This is a genomic window from Cupriavidus sp. GW821-FHT07C08 (assembly GCF_059419025.1).
The window spans coordinates 342,810-360,560 of sequence record NZ_JBWKQZ010000003.1 but is presented as its reverse complement, the minus strand read 5'-3'; the positions used below and the strand labels follow the sequence as shown (position 1 = coordinate 360,560).

Sequence of the window (17,751 nt, the reverse complement as noted above, 5' to 3'; positions counted from 1 at the left end):
GCAGCGATGACCGGCTACCCTCAGAACCCGAGGCAGGCTCCGCAGGATGGTCTCAATGATGGGCTCGTCGTCTTTCTGCCGCATCGCTTGAACCGCTATCCGGTGGTGATACGCGGATTGACTGCCGACGAGCTGTGGGCCTGCGCCGGCTTGTCCGGTGTGGCCGGCTTCCTGACAGGCTTGGCGGTGGCCTGGCTGACCCAGAGTATTGCCATGGTGCCGACCCTGGTCGTCGTTGGCATCGGGATCGGCGTGTTCTGGGGTGGCGGCTTCCTGCGCCGAAAGAAGCGCGGTCGGCCTGACACCTGGCTATACCGCCAGCTCCAGTGGCGGCTCGCGCTGCGCTACCCCTCGCTGGCTGCTCAAGTAGGCGGACGGCAGATCATCACTTACGCTGGCTGGTGGACCACACGGCGCGAGTGGCCTTCCACATCCATTCGTCGGGGCGCCGCATGAGCCGGTTCAAGAACGAGGTCATGCACCTCGAGGCGCATGTCAAGACCTTGCGCCTAGCCGCGGCAGCGCTGTTCGCCCTGGCCCTGGTGTTGGGGTTCGGCTGGTGGAGGGCGCCGAAGACACTGACCATCCACGTGCCCCCTGATCTGCGTTCGGGTAGCACCCGAAAGTGGTGGGACGTGCCTCCGGAAAACGTCTACGCCTTTACCTTCTACATCTGGCAGCAGACCCAGCGCTGGCCGGCCAATGGCGAGGAGGATTATCCGCGCAATCTCAAGGCGCTGTCCGCTTACTTCACGCCTGGGTGCCGGTCCTTCCTGCAACAGGACTACGAATTGCGGCGAAACAACGGCGAACTGCGCCAACGGGTGCGCGGCATCTATGAGATCCCCGGTCGAGGCTACGGCGATGATCCCACGTCGCGCGTGCAAGTCGTGTCGGCAGTGGATTGGATCGTCACGCTCGAGGTAAGTGCCGACGAGTACCTCGGCTCCGAACAGGTCAAGCGCGCACTGGTGCGCTATGCCTTGAAGGTCGTTCGCTTGGATGTGGACCCAGAGCATAACCCCTTCGGCCTGGCGCTGGACTGCTATGCGAGGGCGCCGCAGCGCATTGAATCGGCGCCGGCAACTGTATCCGGCCGCCAACCTGCCGCTGTCAACCCTCTGCAAGGAGAAGCGCCATGAAGCGGCGTATCCTTTCTGCCTTGGCTGGCCTTCTGCTCGGCATGGCGCCAGTCTCCATCAGCCATGCTGTGGAGCTCCTGCGCTGGCAACGTTTGCCCTTGGCTGTGACGCTAGTGGTTGGTCAGGAGCGCGTGATCTTCATCGATCGTAACGTGCGCGTCGGCCTGCCGGAGAGCATCGCATCGCACCTGCGCGTGCAGAGCGCCGGCGGCGCGATCTATCTGCGCGCGAACGAGCCGATTCCGCCCTCGCGGCTGCAACTGCAAGACGTGGATTCCGGGGCGCTGATCCTGCTCGACATCGCTGCCGAGCCAGCCAAGGCAGGCCAGCCTGCGCTCGAGCCTGTGCGCATCATCGTGGGCGATGCGGCATCATCGGCGGCGAACGCTCTGGCCGGTACCGTCACAAGCGAGCACCAGCCGAGCGAGACGACAGGCGCGGCGACGCGGCGCGCGAGCCCGGTGCCTGCGGTGCTGACACGCTATGCGGCACAAAACCTCTATGCACCGCTGCGCACGGTGGAGCCGGTGGCCGGCGTCCGCCGCGTGAATCTACGCCGCGATCTGGCTCTACACACATTGCTACCTGTGCTCCCGTTGCGCGCGCAGGCGCTGGCCGCGTGGCGGCTCGATGACCAGTGGGTGACGGCAGTGAAGCTCACTAACACGTCCGCACGGCGTTTGGTACTCGACCCGCGCGCACTGCAAGGCGATTTCGTCGCGGCAACCTTCCAGCATGCGACCTTGGGGCCGGCTGGCGCTTCGACCGACACCACCGTGGTCTATCTTGTTACCCGTGGCCATGGCCTGGCCGAGTCGCTGCTGCCAAAGGTGGCACCCTTCGACGCCACCGTTAACACGCCGGTGGCGGCCGCGGCCGGCCAGGCCGAAGGAGGAGGTCCCCATAATGAAAAGTAATCCCCTCCTCAAGTGGTTGCTGATCCCGATGGTGCTGTTGATGGTCTTCGCTGGCATCAAGCTCTTCTCAAATGATCATGGTGCCGAGCCCGCCAGGCCCGATCGTGCCAGTCCGCTCTCGCCTGAAGAGATGAAAGCCTTGGGTATCGAGGGCGATACGCCGCGCGATACCGTTGCCACGCTGGTCGCCCAGGTCAAGCAACTGCGCAACGAACTACAGGCAGCGCTCAACGACAACAAGGACCAGAAGGCCGAGAACGAGCGCATGCGTGTCCGTGAGAGTGCGATTGATCAAAGCATCCAGACCGCATTGGAGGGCGAGCGGGGCCGCCGGCAACAGGAGCGTGATCAGATCGCAAACGATCGTCAGCAGACGCAGGACCGGTTACAAGACCTGCAGCGGCGCCTCGACGGGCTTTCCGGCGAGGGCGGGCAGTCCGACCTGCCCATCGGGCTGGGCCTGGAGGAGGGCGATGGCAAGCACAGGGGCGTTGCGCGCAAGAGTGGCGGCATGCACTGGGTGGAACCAGATGACGCAATGCCCGTCAAGAGCGGCGATGCACGTGGCGGCCCGAATCTGCCCACTAGTTTCGGACCCGCGCAGAGAACTCTGACGGATATGGCTGACAGCACTGCTAGCGCCGCCGCTGAGGCTGTCAGCAGCGCCGCGGAGACGTACGCCAAGCCGATCTACACGGTGCCGTCCAACTCGACGCTCATTGGGTCGATTGCCATGACAGCGTTGATCGGACGTGTGCCGATCGACGGTACGGTCAACGACCCGTATCCCTTCAAGGTGCTGATCGGTCCGGACAACCTTACCGCCAACGGCATCGATATTCCCGACGTAGCCGGTGCAGTGGTGAGCGGCACCGCCTCGGGCGACTGGACACTTTCATGCGTGCGCGGCCAGGTCCGCAGCGTGACGTTCGTTTTCCAAGACGGAACCATCCAAAGCGTGCCGCAGAAGAGCTCGCGCAGCCAGGGCGCCACCGGTGACCAGGCCAGCAGCACCGGCACGGACGGCAGCGCGGTGCGGGGTAGCTTGGGCTGGATCAGCGACCCCCACGGCGTCCCCTGCGTCTCCGGCGAGCGTCGCAGTAACGCGCAACAGTACCTCGGTTCGCAGGCGTTGATTACCGCGGCCGGCGCAGGCGCGGCCTCGCTCATCAAGTCGGACACCGGCAGTGTAGCCGTGGTCTCCAACAGCAACGGCTCGCTTGGTACGGTCGGCATTTCAGGCAACGAGGCCATGGGCCGCATTCTCGCCGGAGGTGTGCGCGACATGGCCGACTGGGTCAACAAGCTTTACGGGCAGGCCTTTGCCGCAATCTACGTGCAGCCTGGGGCCAAAGTCGCTGTCCATCTGGAGCAGCCCCTTAACATCGACTACGACGTCAAGGGGCGGCGGGTCAATCACCGCATCGGAGAAGCTCATGCGTCAGATCTGGACTGAAGCCGCCGCGACGCTGATTGCAGCCTTGGTGCTGGGAGGGTGTGCCACCAGCAAGGACAAGCTACTACCACAAGGCGATCACACAATGCTCGATGTCTGGCAACAGGAGACCGGCGGCAGTGCGGGCGGTGGTCAGCCCGCGAGACAACTGCTCGATGTGCGTCAGGGCTTGCGCCGGCCGCTGACTGAGCCCGATGTAAAGGGCATGCCCGCGGCCAATGCGGCCTACACCCGCACCGCCGTCAACGAGATCTACCGCCAGTTCCACCGACTGCCCAACCCGGACCTCGCGATGTACGTCTTCCCGCATCTGTCCGGAAGCGATCCAGTGCCGGTGCCCGGCTACACCACGGTGTTTCCGCTTTACCAGCGGGTGCAGTACGCGATGCCGGGCGAACGTTTGGAGGATTACTAATGATCCGCTCATTCTTTAGGACGCGCCGGGCCGAAAGGGCAACCGGTGCCAGTGAACCGGCTGTCGAGGCCTGGACCCGGCATGTGTCGTTACTGGTCGCGCATGGCATTACCGAGCCCGGCAGCGCGTTACCTGCAGGCCGCCGCAGCCAGGCCACTGAGGCGCACGCCCAGGCGCTCTATGATTTGGCCCCGTCCTTCGCCGATCTGCTGCCCTGGGTGGAATATCTGCCCGAATCGATGAGCATGCTGCTGGAGGACGGCGAGTCGGTCGCGGCCTTCTTCGAGTTGGCCCCTGTCGGCACTGAAGGGCGCGAGTTGGCCTGGCTGTGGCAGGCGCGCGCCGCGCTGGAGAACGCGCTGCAGGATTCCTTCGATGAACTGGAGGAGCATCCCTGGGTGGTCCAGCTCTATGCTCAGGACGAGGCGAACTGGGACGGCTATCTGCGCACGCTGGCAGACTACGTCCGGCCACGTGCTCAGGGCATCGCCTTCAGCGAGTTCTATCTGCGCTTCTTCACGCACCATCTGCGCGCTATCTCTAGGCCAGGAGGGCTGTTCGAGGACACCACGGTGACACGCTTGCCGTGGCGCGGCCAGGTCCGGCGCGTGCGCATGGTGGTCTACCGGCGCGCACCCGCGACAGCGGTCTCCCGGCGTGGCCAATCGCCCGAGCAGTCTCTCTCCACGATCTGTGATCGACTCGTGGGCGGGCTCGCCAATGCGGGCGTGAAGGCCCGCCGCATGCATGCGGCCGACATCCATGACTGGCTGCTGCGCTGGTTCAACCCGCATCCGACGCTGCTGGGGCCGAGTGCTGAAGATTGCGAGCGCTTCTACGCGCTGACCCGCTATCCTGAGGAGCGGGAAACAGGCGAGATCGAACTGGCTAGCGGCGACTTTGCCCAGCGCTTGTTCTTCGGGCAGCCGTGTTCGGACGTGGCGAACGGCGTCTGGCTCTTCGACGGGATGCCGCATCGGGTCATTGTGATGGACCGCCTGCGCATGCCTCCGGCGACGGGACACATCACCGGTGAGACTCGCAAGGGAAGCGATGCAGTCAATGCGGTGTTCGACCAGATGCCGGAAGACACGGTGATGTGTCTCACCCTGGTTGCCACACCACAGGACGTGCTGGAGGCGCACCTGAACCACTTGGGGAAGAAATCGGTTGGCGAGACACTAGCTTCGGAGCAGACTCGCCAGGACGTGCAGCAGGCGCGCAGCCTGATTGGCAGCGCGCACAAGCTCTACCGCGGCGCGCTGGCCTTCTACCTGCGGGGGCGCGACCCGCAGCAGCTCGACGCCCGCGGCCTGCAACTGGTCAACGTCATGCTCAACGCTGGTCTACAGCCGGTGCGCGAGGAAGACGAGGTGGCGCCGCTCAACAGCTACCTGCGCTGGTTGCCCTGCGTCTTCGACCCGGCCCTGGACAAGCGGCAGTGGTACACCCAGCTCATGTTCGCGCAGCACGCTGCGAACCTGGCGCCGGTGTGGGGCCGCAGCCAGGGCACGGGGCATCCGGGCATCACCTTTTTCAACCGTGGCGGCGGGCCGATCACCTTCGATCCGCTCAACCGGCTGGACAGGCAGATGAACGCGCATCTGTTTCTTTTCGGTCCTACCGGCTCGGGCAAGAGCGCCACGCTCAACAACATCCTGAATCAGATCACGGCGATCTACCGGCCGCGCCTGTTCATCGTCGAGGCCGGCAACAGCTTCGGCCTTTTCGGCGACTTTGCCTCGCGCCTGGGCCTGTCGGTCCACCGTGTCAAGCTCGCTCCCGGCGCTGGCGTGAGCTTGGCCCCTTTCGCCGACGCCTGGCGCCTGGTAGATACGCCTGGTGAAGTGCAAACGCTGGATGTCGATGACCTGGATGAGGACCGCGCCGAGACAACGCGGGTCGCAGACGCTGACGAGCAGCGCGATGTGCTCGGCGAACTGGAGATCACGGCGCGGCTGATGATCACCGGCGGCGAAGACAAGGAAGAGACGCGGATGACGCGAGCAGACCGCAGCCTCATTCGTCAGTGCATCCTCGACGCGGCTCAGCGTTGTGTGGCCGATAAGCGAATGGTACTCACGCGCGATGTGCGCAACGCACTGCGCGGGCGCGCTCAGGATTCGACACTGCCGGAGATCCGTCGCGCCCGGCTGGTGGAAATGGCCGACGCAATGGACATGTTCTGCCAGGGCGTGGATGGCGAAATGTTCGATCGGCCCGGTACGCCTTGGCCCGAAGCCGACATCACCGTAGTAGATCTGGCGACCTTCGCGCGCGAGGGCTACAACGCCCAGCTCTCCATCGCTTACATCAGCCTCATCAACACGGTGAACAACATCGCCGAGCGCGACCAATTCCTCGGGCGGCCGATCATCAACGTGACCGATGAGGGGCACATTATCACCAAGAACCCGCTGCTTGCGCCCTACGTCGTCAAGATCACCAAAATGTGGCGCAAGCTCGGCGCCTGGTACTGGCTTGCGACTCAGAACCTTGATGATTTGCCCAAGGCGGCCGAACCGATGCTCAACATGATTGAGTGGTGGATTTGCCTGTCGATGCCGCCGGATGAGGTAGAGAAAATCGCACGCTTTCGCGAGCTGAGCCCGGCACAGAAGGCGCTGATGCTGTCGGCACGCAAGGAGACGGGCAAGTATAGTGAGGGCGTGATCCTGTCCAAATCGATGGAAGTGTTGTTTCGTGCTGTCCCACCCAGCCTCTACTTGGCCCTGGCTCAGACGGAAGCTGAGGAGAAAGCCGAGCGCTTCCAGTTGATGCAGCAGTACGGCATTGGCGAACTGGATGCTGCATTGAAGATCGCTCAAAGGATCGACTGCGCCCGCGGCATCGCATCGCTTCCACTCGATGGATTGACGCCGTAAGGAGCGCATGATGCAACGTTGCGGCGCTACCCAATCCCGGCCCCTTCTTGCCGTACTGCTGGTGGCCGCCTCGCTGATAGGCGGAGGCGCATGGCTGGTACTGCGTCCGCAGGCCATGGCGCCTGCTACTGTTCAGTTTGAGCCCCATGCCGAGGCGAAGACTGGGGGCACGACAGTACCCGGACCGCCTTGGCGCCGCGGCCGTTCTGACGCGCGCTTCACGGTGATCGAGTATGCCGACCTGGAATGCCAGTTCTGCCGAGCCTACTTCCCAGTTCTCAAGCGCTGGATCGATGAGCACCCAGACGTAGCCTTGCAATGGCACCATCTGCCGCTCGCAATGCACGAGCCGGCCGCATCCGCCGAAGCCCGCCTCGTCGAATGCGTCGGTGCTGCCGGCGGCGATGCTGCGTTTTGGCAGGCGGTCGAATGGGTCTATACCCATACCCGCGGTAATGGCCAGGGCCTGCCGGAGGAACTGCGCTATCCCGACCTGTCGCCAGCCGCGCAGCAGTGCTTGGCGTCCGAGCGGCCCAATGCATTCATTCGCGCCCAAGCCGAGGAGGCGGCCAAGACCGGTGTCACGGCCACGCCGGCCCTATTTCTACTGGACCGTGAGACGGGTAAGACGTTGCTGCTGCACGGGCCAGTCGAGGGCGATGCCTTGCTTTCGGCGCTCGATTTGCTCGCCGCTGGCGGCCACACCGCTGCCGATCCGTACAGTTCTACAGATATGCCCGCCGCAATCGTCGGCGACATGCCCAGGTAGCCCTCGATCTTCAAGGCTACGGCGCGGCGCGACCGCGTTGATCGAAACCCCGTTCGCATCGCATCCCTGGCGCGAACAGCCATCGCCACCGCGGTGGTGGATGCCTGTTTGTCCGATGCCTCATGCTGTCATCCCTTGGAGGGTTTGCCCTCCCGGGGCATGCGCCTCCGATTTTAACCAATGGAGGTTAGCAATGTCTTTCGTGTCTGATTCCACCCCGCAGTCGCTCGCTCTGCTTGCCGCGCAGCACGAGGATTGGATCATCCAGCAGGCCATCACCGTGCTGGAAAAGCGTGTCTTCAAGTCCGGTCCGGTGCTGAACGGTCTCGCGGCCGTGTGCGACTTCCTGCGTCTCAAACTGGTTGCGGAGCCCAACGAGGTGTTTGCAGCGGTGTTCCTCGACGCTCAGCACCAGGTACTCGCCTACGAGCCGCTGTTCAAGGGCTCGCGTAGCGAGGTCGCGGTGTATCCACGAGTGGTTGTTCAGCGCGCCTTGGCCCTCAACGCCTCGGCGCTCATCCTTGCGCATCAACATCCGTCCGGGATAACCGAGCCGTCGATGGCCGATCGAGTGCTCACGGACCAACTCATTGTCGCCTTGGCGCTGGTAGAGGTTCGTCTGCTGGAGCACGTCATCATCGGCAAGGGCACACCGTACTCGTTCGCCGAATCGGGGCTGCTGTAACCGGTCACGGCGACGTTCCGGACGCGCATATTCCACCCTGCGGGAGCTTCGGCTCCCGCTTTTCTTGTCGCCAATGCAACGCGTTTTTTGCTGAGCCAACAAACGGAACGCGCGCAGTGCGTCTTGTTTGTCGAGGCGATGCCGCCTTCAGCGCTTGACTATGGCTCTGATCAGCTTCCAAGGATTCCGTGCATGTCAGCCCTTCTACTCAAGTTCTTGCCGGGGTGGCCGCCCCTCTGCATCGCTGCTGTATTGCCAACCATGCTGATCACATTCTGCACGCCTGCCTTCGCCGCCGACGTGCTTGTCATCACCGACAGCCGCCATCCAGTACGAGCCATGGGCGGTGAGCGGATCATCGAACTAGACCTTCCCTCGCGGATCGAGGCCGAGCTGTCTGCGGGCCTGCCCGCAGATGCGATCCTCGCCGCCGACCTCGTGCGCAAGCGCCTACGTGAGGGCAAACTTCAGCGCCGAATAGGCCAGGCCTACCAAGGGTTCGCCGATGCTCGGGCCCTGGGCATCACCAAGGTGCCCGCCGTAGTGGTCGACGGCCGCTATGTGGTCTATGGCGAGCCGGACGTTGCGCGCGCCGTGGCGCGCATTGAAAGCCATCGGAGGGAACAGCCATGAATCGCCTGCTCTTACCTCTCTCTCGCCGGTTTCGGCTGGCTATGGCTTTAGCGCTCCTGAGCGGTGCCGCGTCGGCATTCGCTTTGACCACGGCCACCATCGTGGCCTCTTCTGCGTCGCCCGGCTGTCTGGAGTACCGCGTCGTCGGCATCTGCTACTGGCTGTATTGCTCGTGGTCGGGGTGCAGTGTGCGTACGTCGTTGAAAGTACGTCATTACGTGCCGGATGCGGTGGTATCGAGCTATTCGCATACCGGCGAGAACCCATGGGTGGAAGTGCGTGCGATGAGCATGCCGAATGACACCGCCCAAGCCGGCGGCGACGGCACCGTGAACCATGGCAACGATTACAACGTGGCGAAGTTCAAGAACACCGACGTGATTGGGCACCCTGCGGGTTCGGTGTTCAGCGAGTTCGCCATGGCCTTCGGTTACACCTGTCAGGGCGCGGGTACGGCTTTCATGCCGTACTTTCTGAGCACGCTCGACACGGCGGCCTGGCGCTACAACGTGCCCGAGTTGGTGTATCCGGAGGCGCTGACCTCGGGTATGCGAGAGATCGGTAGCCGCGTGACGGGGAATCTGTGGGGCAATGTCTATCCGCGCGGCGGGTTCTTGCATCAGACCGATGACTACAAGAGCGCGGCCGTGGTCGCGCAGCGCGCGGGCGACGTCGTGACGCGGCGCGCCCAGCCCCACGTCTATCAACCGCTGCTGGCGAGTACCCGGGATGGTTACTGGCCGGCTGGCGCACTGATGGAAGGCAACGCTTCCACCGGAAAGTGGCAGGAGCTGAGCCCGACGCTCTCGAACTCCTGTGCCGTTTTTCCGCACAGCAGCCCGCGCGTGCAGGCCAAGCAGGGCGACTACGCCTGGGCGCTGTGGCGGCCCTATGCCTGTTGCCAGCGTCGGGGACAGGTCTTCCTTGGTAGCGTTGATTTAACATGAGGTTTCCCGATGAAGGTGTCCTTGACGGGGCGTGCCACGCCCTACGCGTTGCTTATCGCGCTCGCTTGCGCCGTCACGGCGGCAGCAGGCGTCGCGTGGGCGCAGACCCGTATCGACCGCAATGGCGCAAGCGCGAGCGGCAGCGTCATTGGCGATGACGTGCTCTACAGTGTGGGCGGTGGCCGGGCCGTGTCCATGAGCGGGGCTGGGAACATGAAGAGTATCGGCGTCGGGGTCGGCTGGAACAGCAACCTTATCTGCGGGGACATGAGTCTAACGACGACGCTGCAGAACCAGCTGAACGGCGCCACTAACGGCTTCCAGTCCATCATGTCCTCAGTGATCCAGAACGCCACCAGCGCCGTGGCGTCGCTGCCGGCGCTGATCATCCAGCGCGCGGATCCGGCGCTCTACAACCTGCTGGCCAACGGCGTGCTGCAGGCGCGCCTGGATTTCGACCGATCCAAGATGACCTGCCGGACCATCGCCAACCGGATGGCGGATTTGGCTGGCGGCCAGGCGGGCTGGGACCAGCTCGCCGAGGGTATGGCGCTGCGCAATGCGGTGAGTGGTACCGATGCCGTGTCGGCCATTGCACGGGCCGAATCGAACAAGGGCAACAACGGCGTGCCATGGGTAGGCGGCCGCAATGCGGGCGGCTCTAGCCAGAGTCCAATCAAGGTGGTGAGCGACGTAACGCGCGCGGGCTACAATTTGCTCAACGGGCGCGACGTCACGGAGACGTCATCGATTCCGCCTGCGTCCTGCGGCAATAGGCTTACGTGCCTCACGTGGTCCTCGCCACAAGCTGCTATCAACTTCGCCACCCGTGTGTTGGGCGAGCGCGAGCAGCGCACCTGCGACAACTGCACCAAGATGCAGACCACGCCGGGCGTCGGCCTCACGCCGGTGATTCAGGAAGAGTACGAAGCCAAACTGCAGGCACTGCAGGAGCTGGTGACGGGTGTGAAGCCGACGACAGTAGCGAACCTCGAGGCGGCCGGCAGCAATTCGCTGCCGATCACCCGCGGCGTGATCGAAGCCCTGCGAGACGAGCCCGACCAGGATTTGCTGGGCAAGCGGCTGGCTTCCGAGGCGGCGCTGTCAAGTGTGCTGGAGAAGGCCTTGCTGCTGCAGCGCACGCTGCTGACCGGCAAGAAGGAGCCGAACGTCGCTGCCAATGAGTTGGCCGTGAAGGAGGTTGACCGGGAGAACGGCACGCTGGAGCAGGAGATCAACAACCTCAAGACCGAGCTGGAGTTGCGACGCACACTGGCTGGGAACTCCGCCTTGGCGATCGTGCAGCGCCACGACACCCGCGCCGGCGGATCGCGCGGCATCTTCGAGGGCGACACCACGCGCGATCGGCTCAAGGAAGTGCAGAAGCCGCGGAGCACGCCGTGACCGCCCGGACCTGGCTGCGGCCAGCCTGGCTGCTCAGCCGCCGCGTGGGCATCGCGCTGCTGTGGATACTGATGGCAGCCGGCATCTTCGTGGTTGTGAGTGTGGCCGGCATCCATGTCATCGGCAGCATCGACGGCTGGGAGTACTGGCTGCGTGCTCACGCGACCCATTTCCTCGTCTGGCGGCTGCTCCTCTACGCAGCGACGGCTTATGGCTGGTGGTGGATGCGCGGGCGCCTGCGGCAGCGCGAGCCATCGGGCGAAGCGCATCAACGCCTGCTGCGAGTCGAGATCGCGGCCGTGATCACCATCGTGCTGCTCGAAGGCAGTCAACTGCTGCGCCATGCCTGAAGCTGGGATGACCTCATGACCCTCTACACGACCGACTACCTGGAGTATTACCTGACCCTGGTTGGGTGGATGGTCAACAACGGCATCTGGGACATCCTCGTGGAAAGCGGCCTGTTCGCGCTGCCGTTCGTTGCCATTGTGATCCACGAGTGGCTGCGCGCGAGGGCGGAAGGCGCGGACGAGGGCAATAAGGGCGTGTTGTCCTCGATGCGCATTGAGAACCGCGTGTGGGTAGCGATCGTGGTGATCCTGTTCGCCGGCATCCCCTTCATTCCGGTGGATCTCAGCACGATCAAGCACGACACGAGCCGTTCCGCGCAATGCCAAGTCAATGTCCCCCAACCGGCCGATACGGGTTGGTCCAGCGCCTATACGACGCTCAACAACCAGAGCGCGCTGGTGCCGGTGTGGTGGTTCTTCATGCATGCCATCTCGAAGGCCGTCACGGGCGCCGCGGTGGCGGCGATTCCTTGTGGAACTGACCTGCGGCAGATGCGCATGGATGTTGACGCCACGCGTATCGATAACCCGGTACTGGCCCAGGAAGTCGGCGATTTCGTGCGTGACTGCTATGGCCCTTCGCGCGCCAAGCTGTTCATGAGCCGGCCGACACTCTCCGACGAACAGATGGACGACGTCACCTGGATCGGTTCGGGTTACTTCCTCAACACCGCCGGCTTCTACGACACCTACCATTCGAGCACGCCGCGCACGGCTTGGCCTTACGACGCGGCCCGCGATGCGGGGCTGGCCCAGGTGGACAGTGGCGGCGGCTATCCGACCTGCCGGCAATGGTGGTCCGATGGCAGCAGTGGGCTGCGCGCACGCCTGCTGGCCCAGGTCGATCCCGATCTGCTCTCTCGTATCGGGCGATGGGCGGGGTTCCTCTCGCAGAATGAGGTCAACGACTCGGTGGTCCGCGCCGTCGTCTCGCCCCGGCAGCAGAAGATGAACCAGGGGGCCGTCTATACCGACTACGGCGGTCAGATCGAGAAGACGCTGCCCAACATTGTGGCGCGCGGCACTGGGGATCTTGGCCTGGCCGCCGGGTCGCCTGGTTTCTTCCCAGCCATGGATGTGGTGCGCCAGGCGCTGCCGATGGTGCTGTCGCTGCTCAAGATGGCACTCGTCATCTGCATCCCACTGGTTCTGCTGTTCGGCACCTACGAGCTGAAGGCCGTGGTCGCTGTGAGCTGCGTCGAGTTCGCGCTGTTCTTCGTGGATTTCTGGTTCCAACTTGCGCGCTGGCTGGACAGCACGATCCTCGATGCGCTCTACGGCTGGGGGTTTGGTGCGAACCGGCCGCACTCGAACTTCGATCCCTTGATCGGCCTGAACAATGGCTTCGGCGACATGCTGCTGAACTTCGTCATGGCGACCATGTTTATTGTGCTGCCCGGCCTTTGGGTGGCGGCACTAGGATGGGTTGGAGTTCATGCCGGAAATATCGCCCAGATCCTGGCGATGGCAACCGATGGAGCGAAGTCTGCTGGCTCGAGAGGGGCTGGGACGGTTTCAAAGTCCTTGAAGTAGAAGGTTTCTCTCTCATCTGTCGTCGTGCGGATCGCCGATATCAATCCGCACTTCTCCTCGATACAGCCCGAATCCATCTGCGCCCAAGCGCCATTCGGGCTCTTGCTCATCATCCCAATCGGCTGCGCGCGCATTCCAAGCTGCACCGGCTGCAAACAGTAGCAGCAGTGTCAGCCAGAACGCGGCATACAGCAGCATGCCAAGGGTAGCGAGCTTGACAACTATGAGGGCAGCCTTGGCGATGTCGTGTGACCATCCGTGTGCCACAAGCCAACTCCTTGCCCTCCGATCGAGCCGCATGCAACCGCGGCACAGCCGGGCCAGGGTCCGGCCTACGCGCTCCGCGAAAGTGGCTTGTGCAGTGGTTTTCACGTGGTGACTGTCTGATTGTTGTACTGTCGGTTGTCTCGAACCTTGCTCCGCAGTTCGATCGAATCATGTGCTGTTCTGCAACCGAGACGCTGATCTCTGCAAGATCCAATCAGACTCCGTGACGTGCTAAAAATTCCGCAGGCGTGAGGATGGGGTACTGGCTGGCCAGAGCCGGCAGATCCTTGTCGCCTGTGATCAGGTAGTCGGCCTTCGCCGCCAACAACGTGAGCCGCTCCGGAGCTGGTGGGGTCGCTTAGGTTCGCGTCCTGAGCGCCCTCTGGCTTGACGACCTCCGCCGGGAATATGAAGCTGCTGGGTCCCGGACTTCCGCGGGTGCATCTGAACCTCTGAACCTGATGTAGCAGCGGTAGCAACTAACCAATTTGTCCAATAGGAATGAGCATCGCAGGGTCTGGCACAGCCAGCCTTCCGGCCTCAATCCGACCTGGGCCAAGCCCGCATTGGCTTTGGCCTGAGAAGAGCCGTTGCCCTATATCCAAAGGTCCAAAGGTCTGTCCGTCATCCGAAATTCGCCATGCTTTCGTTGTTCCTACGCAGGAGAGTGCCGCCAAACACCGACACTGCGTCCACACCCACTATGGAGCCTCCTAAAGGGCTGATGCGGCCGGAATCGGCCGCGTCCCTGCTGGCAACGCCGCGCCGCCAGAAGTTGCTGGAGCACATTTGGCAGCGCACTTCCGTCTCCCGCAACCAGTTCGCCGCGTTGTACCTCGCGCCGTTGGAACGCTACGCCGAACTGGTTCAACAGTTTCCGGCCTCGGAAAGCCACCACCATGCCTACCCCGGCGGCATGTTGGATCACGGACTGGAAACCGTCGCCTACGCGCTGAAATTGCGACAAGCCCATCTCCTCCCGGCTGGCTCGACGCCGGAAGCTCAAGCTGCCCAAGCGGAAGCCTGGACCGCGGGCACGGCCTACGCGGCACTGCTGCACGATGTCGGCAAGGTCGCTGTGGATCTGCAGGTCGAGTATGGCGACGGCACTGTCTGGCATCCCTGGCATGGCCCACTTCGACTGCCATACCGCTTCCGTTACCCCAAGAATCGCGAGTACCGGCTTCACGGAGCAGCAACGGGGCTGCTGTACGCACGCCTGCTCGATACGGACATCTTCGACTGGCTGAGTGGGTATCCAGACTTGTGGTCCGCCTTGCTTTATGTCCTGGCGGGTCAGAACGAGCACGCCGGCATGCTAGGCGAGCTGGTGATTCAGGCCGATCAGGCCTCGGTCGCTCAGGAGCTCGGCGGTGATCCGAGTAAGGCGCTGGCTGTGTCCCGCAACGCGTTGCAGCGCAAGCTGCTGGAGGGCCTGCGTTATCTGCTCAAGGAGGAGTTCAAGTTGAACCAGCCTCAGGCTTCCGATGGCTGGTTGACTCAGGATGCGCTCTGGTTAGTGAGCAAGACCGTTTCCGACAAGCTGCGCGCACACCTATTGTCGCAGGGCATCGACGGGATTCCGGCGAGCAACACGGCCGTGTTCAACGTGCTGCAGGATCACGGCATCGCCTTACCCACGCCGGACGGCAAAGCGATCTGGAAAGGTACCGTGACAAGCGATGTCGGTTGGTCCCATACCTTTACGCTTCTGCGCCTCGCACCCTCGCTGATCTGGGAAGGAGATCAGCGGCCCCCATCGTTCACCGGTACGGTGACGGTAGTCCAGGAAGCGGGAGAGGCAGCGACTCTCGCGTCTCTGCCAAGCATTGCGGGTTCGCCCGCGCCTCGGCCTTCGTCAGCTAGCCAGCCAACGGGCGATAGCGGCGAAGCGTTGGATCTGCTAGTCGCTCCCGGCGCAGCGTCGGCAGCTACCTTATCACTCGCAGAAATCGACCCACCAGTTATAGAAGACCGGACCGTCGAGTCCGCAGAGTCGAGGGCGCCTATCGGCTCGGTTTCCCTGGCACCCGGCTTAACTTCGGGGCGGGAGCAAACGCCGTCAGGCGAGCATTTTGTTACTTGGCTGCGCCGGCACATCGAAGCACGCACGCTCATCATCAATGACGCCAAGGCATTGGTGCATACGGTCGCCGATACCGCCTATCTAGTCAGCCCCGGTGTGTTCCAGCGCTATGCCCAAGAACATCCCAAAACCGCTTTCCTTGCCAAGCAAGATCGAGTGCCCGATTGGCAATGGGTGCAGAAACGGTTCGAGAAACTGCACTTGCACCGCAAACAGCAGGACGGCGCGAATATCTGGACCTGCACCGTGGTGGGGCCGCGGAAGTCGCGGAGACTTCATGGCTACCTGTTGGAAGACCCGCGAGTCCTGTTCTCCGATATGCCGCCGAACAACCCTTACCTGTCGCTATCCCCGTCCGCCAGTTCTGGGCAGGAGTCACCGCGTGTAGTCCCAGCCTAAACAGCATAAGGTTGCGCAGTGGGCATCTTCCATGGAGCTGAAGGAGGGGCTGCGACGCAAGCGGGGACGTAATTTCAATTTTGATCGGCGTTCCGTCTGACTTTGACGCCCCTGAGCGAGCGCGAGGGAGCCGGCAATATGTGCGATTCCTTACTCCTGGACACATGCTTGATGATGGTCTTGCAGTGAGCCGTCACTTGCGGCGTGGGCTACGTAAGGAATGTTTGGATCGCAGGAGGTCAGTGAACTGCCGAATGAAGCTGATCACAAGCGCTCTTTCATCCGGCTCTAGGTCCTTCAAGGCATCTGATACCACAGCAGTCTGGTCATCAATATGCCTTGAGCCCCGACGCAATAGATCGTCCACCGTGCAATCCAATGCATCGCTTAGTTGCTGGAGGCGATATAGCGTTGGAACACGAGTGCCGCGTTCCCAGCGGCTGACTGCTTCCTGTTCCAGGTTGATCATCTCCGCCAGCTTCGCCTGAGTCAGGCCGCGAGCACGTCGCTGCGCGGCAATAGCAGATCCAACACGGGCCGCAATGGCTGCGTCCTGTGCATCTTCGGCAAATGGTGTTGATCGAATAGACATAGGACACAATGGTGGTTTGTATTCCATTTGCGATGAACATCCTAACTGGAATAAATAAGTCCAGAATGGTTGATTCTTCGCTCGACTTAGGATAAGGTGGAGTACCGATGCCGCTACCGATGGGTGCCGGGGGACTGAAGGGAACATCGAGCGGGGTCGACATTGCTGTCGCCGAGGCAAGCAGCAGTGGAGGCTGCCTTTGACAGCTTGGTTGTCCGCGCAACGGGATGCGTGGATCCGGCGCTCCCGTGAGAGGCCCCGGCAAGCTCATCCGCGTTTCTTGGGTTTCGTGCCGGTAATGACCGCCATTGCGTCATCCCACCGCAGAAAAGTCCTTAACGCCGGCGCAACCGCTTGCCGTCACGCCGGCCCGTGTTGGGGGGGGCGGTCCGCGCCAAGGGCGTGCGCCCAGTTTCTCCTCGCTCCACAGTGGAGTGAGGCCTTTCAGGAGGCAACGACCATGATTCAACCCCATATTACCGTGGAGCAACGCGCGCAACTGCTCGCAAACGGCCAAGCGTACGCAGCCGGCCACGCTGGCGACCCGCTGCCTGTGGTGCGGCTGTTTACGCCGTACGCGCATGCGACCTGGCTACTGGCCGCGCCGGATCCGGCTGATGGTGACACCGCCTACGGCTTGTGCGACGTGGGTACCGGCGTGCCCGAACTGGGCCATGTGAAGCTGTCCGACCTGGCATCCATAGTGAGAGCCAACCATGGCTCTCTGCACCATTGACAAATGCTGCGTGGCGGGACCCTGTGCTAGCCGCCTAAGTGGGCTTCTTGGCGCAACTGCTCTACCAATTCCTCGATGAGATATCGTCTGTGAGGCGTCAAGGTCTGAATCTTGTGGGCTAATGCTAGCAGCTCGGGGCCCACCTTCTCGGCCTTTCGCGGTTCTTGACCTTTGGTGACTGGGGGCGGCCCATGGTGCAACCAATGCTCGGTCACCTGAAGCCATTCGGCCAAAACTGCGATCTTGTCTGAGGTCGGAATCGCCCTTCCTGACAACCACTTGTGCGTGGTCTGTGCCGTGACAGGCGTGCCCGATCTGTAGCGAAGATTGAACTGTAACGCGAGTTCTGTGGGACCGGAAACCTCCTGCTCGGCGCGGCGTAGCGCCAATCGCAGGCGATTAGAAAAGGCTTGCTTGTCGGCATCGGTGGGCATTTCGCCATTCTGTGTGGACGTGCCGTTCTTGTGATCAACTATGTGAGCTAAAAATATCGTTTTTAGTTTATAATTAGCTGGTTCAGGATAAGACTCTAGAA

At 62.8% G+C, this 17,751-nt stretch carries 17 protein-coding genes and 1 pseudogene; 15 read left to right on the top strand and 3 right to left on the bottom strand.

What is annotated here, in order from left to right; translation table 11 throughout:
- The first annotated feature begins 6 nt into the window (after window positions 1-6).
- From AC07UK_RS06875 to AC07UK_RS06815, 13 genes are all read left to right on the top strand, one after another.
- Window positions 7-456 carry a TIGR03750 family conjugal transfer protein gene (locus tag AC07UK_RS06875; RefSeq protein ID WP_494688264.1) on the top strand — a complete coding sequence of 150 codons (450 nt, stop codon included), beginning with the start codon at window positions 7-9 and terminating at the stop codon, window positions 454-456.
- A complete protein-coding gene (locus tag AC07UK_RS06870; protein WP_114133400.1) occupies window positions 453-1,142 on the top strand; it encodes a PFL_4703 family integrating conjugative element protein in 690 nt (229 codons plus the stop codon). Before AC07UK_RS06875 ends, AC07UK_RS06870 begins: the two co-directional genes overlap by 4 nt.
- A complete protein-coding gene (locus AC07UK_RS06865; RefSeq protein WP_494688265.1) occupies window positions 1,139-2,059 on the top strand; it encodes a TIGR03749 family integrating conjugative element protein in 921 nt (306 codons plus the stop codon). The genes AC07UK_RS06870 and AC07UK_RS06865 overlap by 4 nt, the downstream gene beginning before the upstream one ends.
- Entirely contained in the window at window positions 2,049-3,515 is a 1,467-nt protein-coding gene (locus AC07UK_RS06860; RefSeq protein WP_494688266.1) for a TIGR03752 family integrating conjugative element protein, read from the top strand. The genes AC07UK_RS06865 and AC07UK_RS06860 overlap by 11 nt, the downstream gene beginning before the upstream one ends.
- A complete protein-coding gene (locus tag AC07UK_RS06855) occupies window positions 3,496-3,930 on the top strand; it encodes a TIGR03751 family conjugal transfer lipoprotein (protein WP_494688267.1) in 435 nt (144 codons plus the stop codon). Before AC07UK_RS06860 ends, AC07UK_RS06855 begins: the two co-directional genes overlap by 20 nt.
- Window positions 3,930-6,815: a conjugative transfer ATPase gene (locus tag AC07UK_RS06850; protein ID WP_494688268.1), complete on the top strand. Its 2,886-nt coding sequence runs from the start codon at window positions 3,930-3,932 to the stop codon at window positions 6,813-6,815. Before AC07UK_RS06855 ends, AC07UK_RS06850 begins: the two co-directional genes overlap by 1 nt.
- Before the next feature lie 10 nt (window positions 6,816-6,825).
- Window positions 6,826-7,584, top strand: a complete 759-nt coding sequence (locus AC07UK_RS06845) for a DsbA family protein (protein WP_494688280.1) — start codon at window positions 6,826-6,828, stop codon at window positions 7,582-7,584.
- Window positions 7,585-7,777: 193 nt separating this feature from the next.
- The gene (locus AC07UK_RS06840) at window positions 7,778-8,269 is read left to right on the top strand and encodes a JAB domain-containing protein (protein WP_114133394.1); all 492 of its coding nucleotides are present in this window, start codon (window positions 7,778-7,780) and stop codon (window positions 8,267-8,269) included.
- A gap of 192 nt (window positions 8,270-8,461) precedes the next feature.
- Window positions 8,462-8,902, top strand: a complete 441-nt coding sequence (locus AC07UK_RS06835; protein ID WP_494688269.1) for a TIGR03757 family integrating conjugative element protein — start codon at window positions 8,462-8,464, stop codon at window positions 8,900-8,902.
- Window positions 8,899-9,849, top strand: a complete 951-nt coding sequence (locus tag AC07UK_RS06830) for a TIGR03756 family integrating conjugative element protein (protein ID WP_494688270.1) — start codon at window positions 8,899-8,901, stop codon at window positions 9,847-9,849. Before AC07UK_RS06835 ends, AC07UK_RS06830 begins: the two co-directional genes overlap by 4 nt.
- 9 nt (window positions 9,850-9,858) lie before the next feature.
- Window positions 9,859-11,253 (top strand): integrating conjugative element protein, encoded by a 1,395-nt coding sequence (locus tag AC07UK_RS06825; RefSeq protein WP_494688271.1) that lies wholly within the window; start codon window positions 9,859-9,861, stop codon window positions 11,251-11,253.
- Window positions 11,250-11,603 carry a hypothetical protein gene (locus AC07UK_RS06820; RefSeq protein ID WP_494688272.1) on the top strand — a complete coding sequence of 118 codons (354 nt, stop codon included), beginning with the start codon at window positions 11,250-11,252 and terminating at the stop codon, window positions 11,601-11,603. The genes AC07UK_RS06825 and AC07UK_RS06820 overlap by 4 nt, the downstream gene beginning before the upstream one ends.
- A 15-nt stretch (window positions 11,604-11,618) precedes the next feature.
- On the top strand, window positions 11,619-13,136 hold the full coding sequence (locus tag AC07UK_RS06815; RefSeq protein ID WP_494688273.1) for a conjugal transfer protein TraG N-terminal domain-containing protein: 1,518 nt from the start codon (window positions 11,619-11,621) through the stop codon (window positions 13,134-13,136).
- A gap of 12 nt (window positions 13,137-13,148) precedes the next feature.
- Here AC07UK_RS06815 and AC07UK_RS06810 read toward each other — a convergent pair whose 3' ends face one another.
- Complete coding sequence (locus tag AC07UK_RS06810) at window positions 13,149-13,508, bottom strand: DUF3742 family protein (RefSeq protein ID WP_494688274.1); 360 nt, start codon at window positions 13,506-13,508, stop codon at window positions 13,149-13,151.
- A 535-nt stretch (window positions 13,509-14,043) separates the two neighbouring features.
- On the opposite strand from AC07UK_RS06810, the gene mobH reads away from it, so the two are divergent.
- Window positions 14,044-15,888 (top strand): MobH family relaxase, encoded by a 1,845-nt coding sequence (mobH, locus tag AC07UK_RS06805; protein ID WP_494688275.1) that lies wholly within the window; start codon window positions 14,044-14,046, stop codon window positions 15,886-15,888.
- 193 nt (window positions 15,889-16,081) lie between these two features.
- On the opposite strand, the gene AC07UK_RS06800 is transcribed toward mobH, so the two are convergent.
- On the bottom strand, window positions 16,082-16,507 hold the full coding sequence (locus AC07UK_RS06800) for a helix-turn-helix domain-containing protein (RefSeq protein WP_494688276.1): 426 nt from the start codon (window positions 16,505-16,507) through the stop codon (window positions 16,082-16,084).
- Window positions 16,508-16,940: 433 nt separating this feature from the next.
- Here AC07UK_RS06800 and AC07UK_RS06795 point away from each other — a divergent pair.
- Window positions 16,941-17,186: pseudogene (locus AC07UK_RS06795) on the top strand (DUF2958 domain-containing protein); the annotation flags it as partial.
- Window positions 17,187-17,242: 56 nt separating this feature from the next.
- On the opposite strand, the gene AC07UK_RS06790 reads toward AC07UK_RS06795, so the two are convergent.
- The gene (locus AC07UK_RS06790) at window positions 17,243-17,650 is read right to left on the bottom strand and encodes a transcriptional regulator (protein ID WP_494688277.1); all 408 of its coding nucleotides are present in this window, start codon (window positions 17,648-17,650) and stop codon (window positions 17,243-17,245) included.
- Window positions 17,651-17,751: the final 101 nt, after the last annotated feature.

Coding starts and splice junctions, on each gene's coding strand:
- AC07UK_RS06875 (WP_494688264.1), top strand. CDS start 7: ATGACCGGCTACCCTCAGAACCCGAGGCAGGCTCCGCAGGATGGTCTC.
- AC07UK_RS06870 (WP_114133400.1), top strand. CDS start 453: ATGAGCCGGTTCAAGAACGAGGTCATGCACCTCGAGGCGCATGTCAAG.
- AC07UK_RS06865 (WP_494688265.1), top strand. CDS start 1,139: ATGAAGCGGCGTATCCTTTCTGCCTTGGCTGGCCTTCTGCTCGGCATG.
- AC07UK_RS06860 (WP_494688266.1), top strand. CDS start 2,049: ATGAAAAGTAATCCCCTCCTCAAGTGGTTGCTGATCCCGATGGTGCTG.
- AC07UK_RS06855 (WP_494688267.1), top strand. CDS start 3,496: ATGCGTCAGATCTGGACTGAAGCCGCCGCGACGCTGATTGCAGCCTTG.
- AC07UK_RS06850 (WP_494688268.1), top strand. CDS start 3,930: ATGATCCGCTCATTCTTTAGGACGCGCCGGGCCGAAAGGGCAACCGGT.
- AC07UK_RS06845 (WP_494688280.1), top strand. CDS start 6,826: ATGCAACGTTGCGGCGCTACCCAATCCCGGCCCCTTCTTGCCGTACTG.
- AC07UK_RS06840 (WP_114133394.1), top strand. CDS start 7,778: ATGTCTTTCGTGTCTGATTCCACCCCGCAGTCGCTCGCTCTGCTTGCC.
- AC07UK_RS06835 (WP_494688269.1), top strand. CDS start 8,462: ATGTCAGCCCTTCTACTCAAGTTCTTGCCGGGGTGGCCGCCCCTCTGC.
- AC07UK_RS06830 (WP_494688270.1), top strand. CDS start 8,899: ATGAATCGCCTGCTCTTACCTCTCTCTCGCCGGTTTCGGCTGGCTATG.
- AC07UK_RS06825 (WP_494688271.1), top strand. CDS start 9,859: ATGAAGGTGTCCTTGACGGGGCGTGCCACGCCCTACGCGTTGCTTATC.
- AC07UK_RS06815 (WP_494688273.1), top strand. CDS start 11,619: ATGACCCTCTACACGACCGACTACCTGGAGTATTACCTGACCCTGGTT.
- mobH (WP_494688275.1), top strand. CDS start 14,044: ATGCTTTCGTTGTTCCTACGCAGGAGAGTGCCGCCAAACACCGACACT.
- AC07UK_RS06800 (WP_494688276.1), bottom strand. CDS start 16,507: ATGGAATACAAACCACCATTGTGTCCTATGTCTATTCGATCAACACCA.
- AC07UK_RS06790 (WP_494688277.1), bottom strand. CDS start 17,650: ATGCCCACCGATGCCGACAAGCAAGCCTTTTCTAATCGCCTGCGATTG.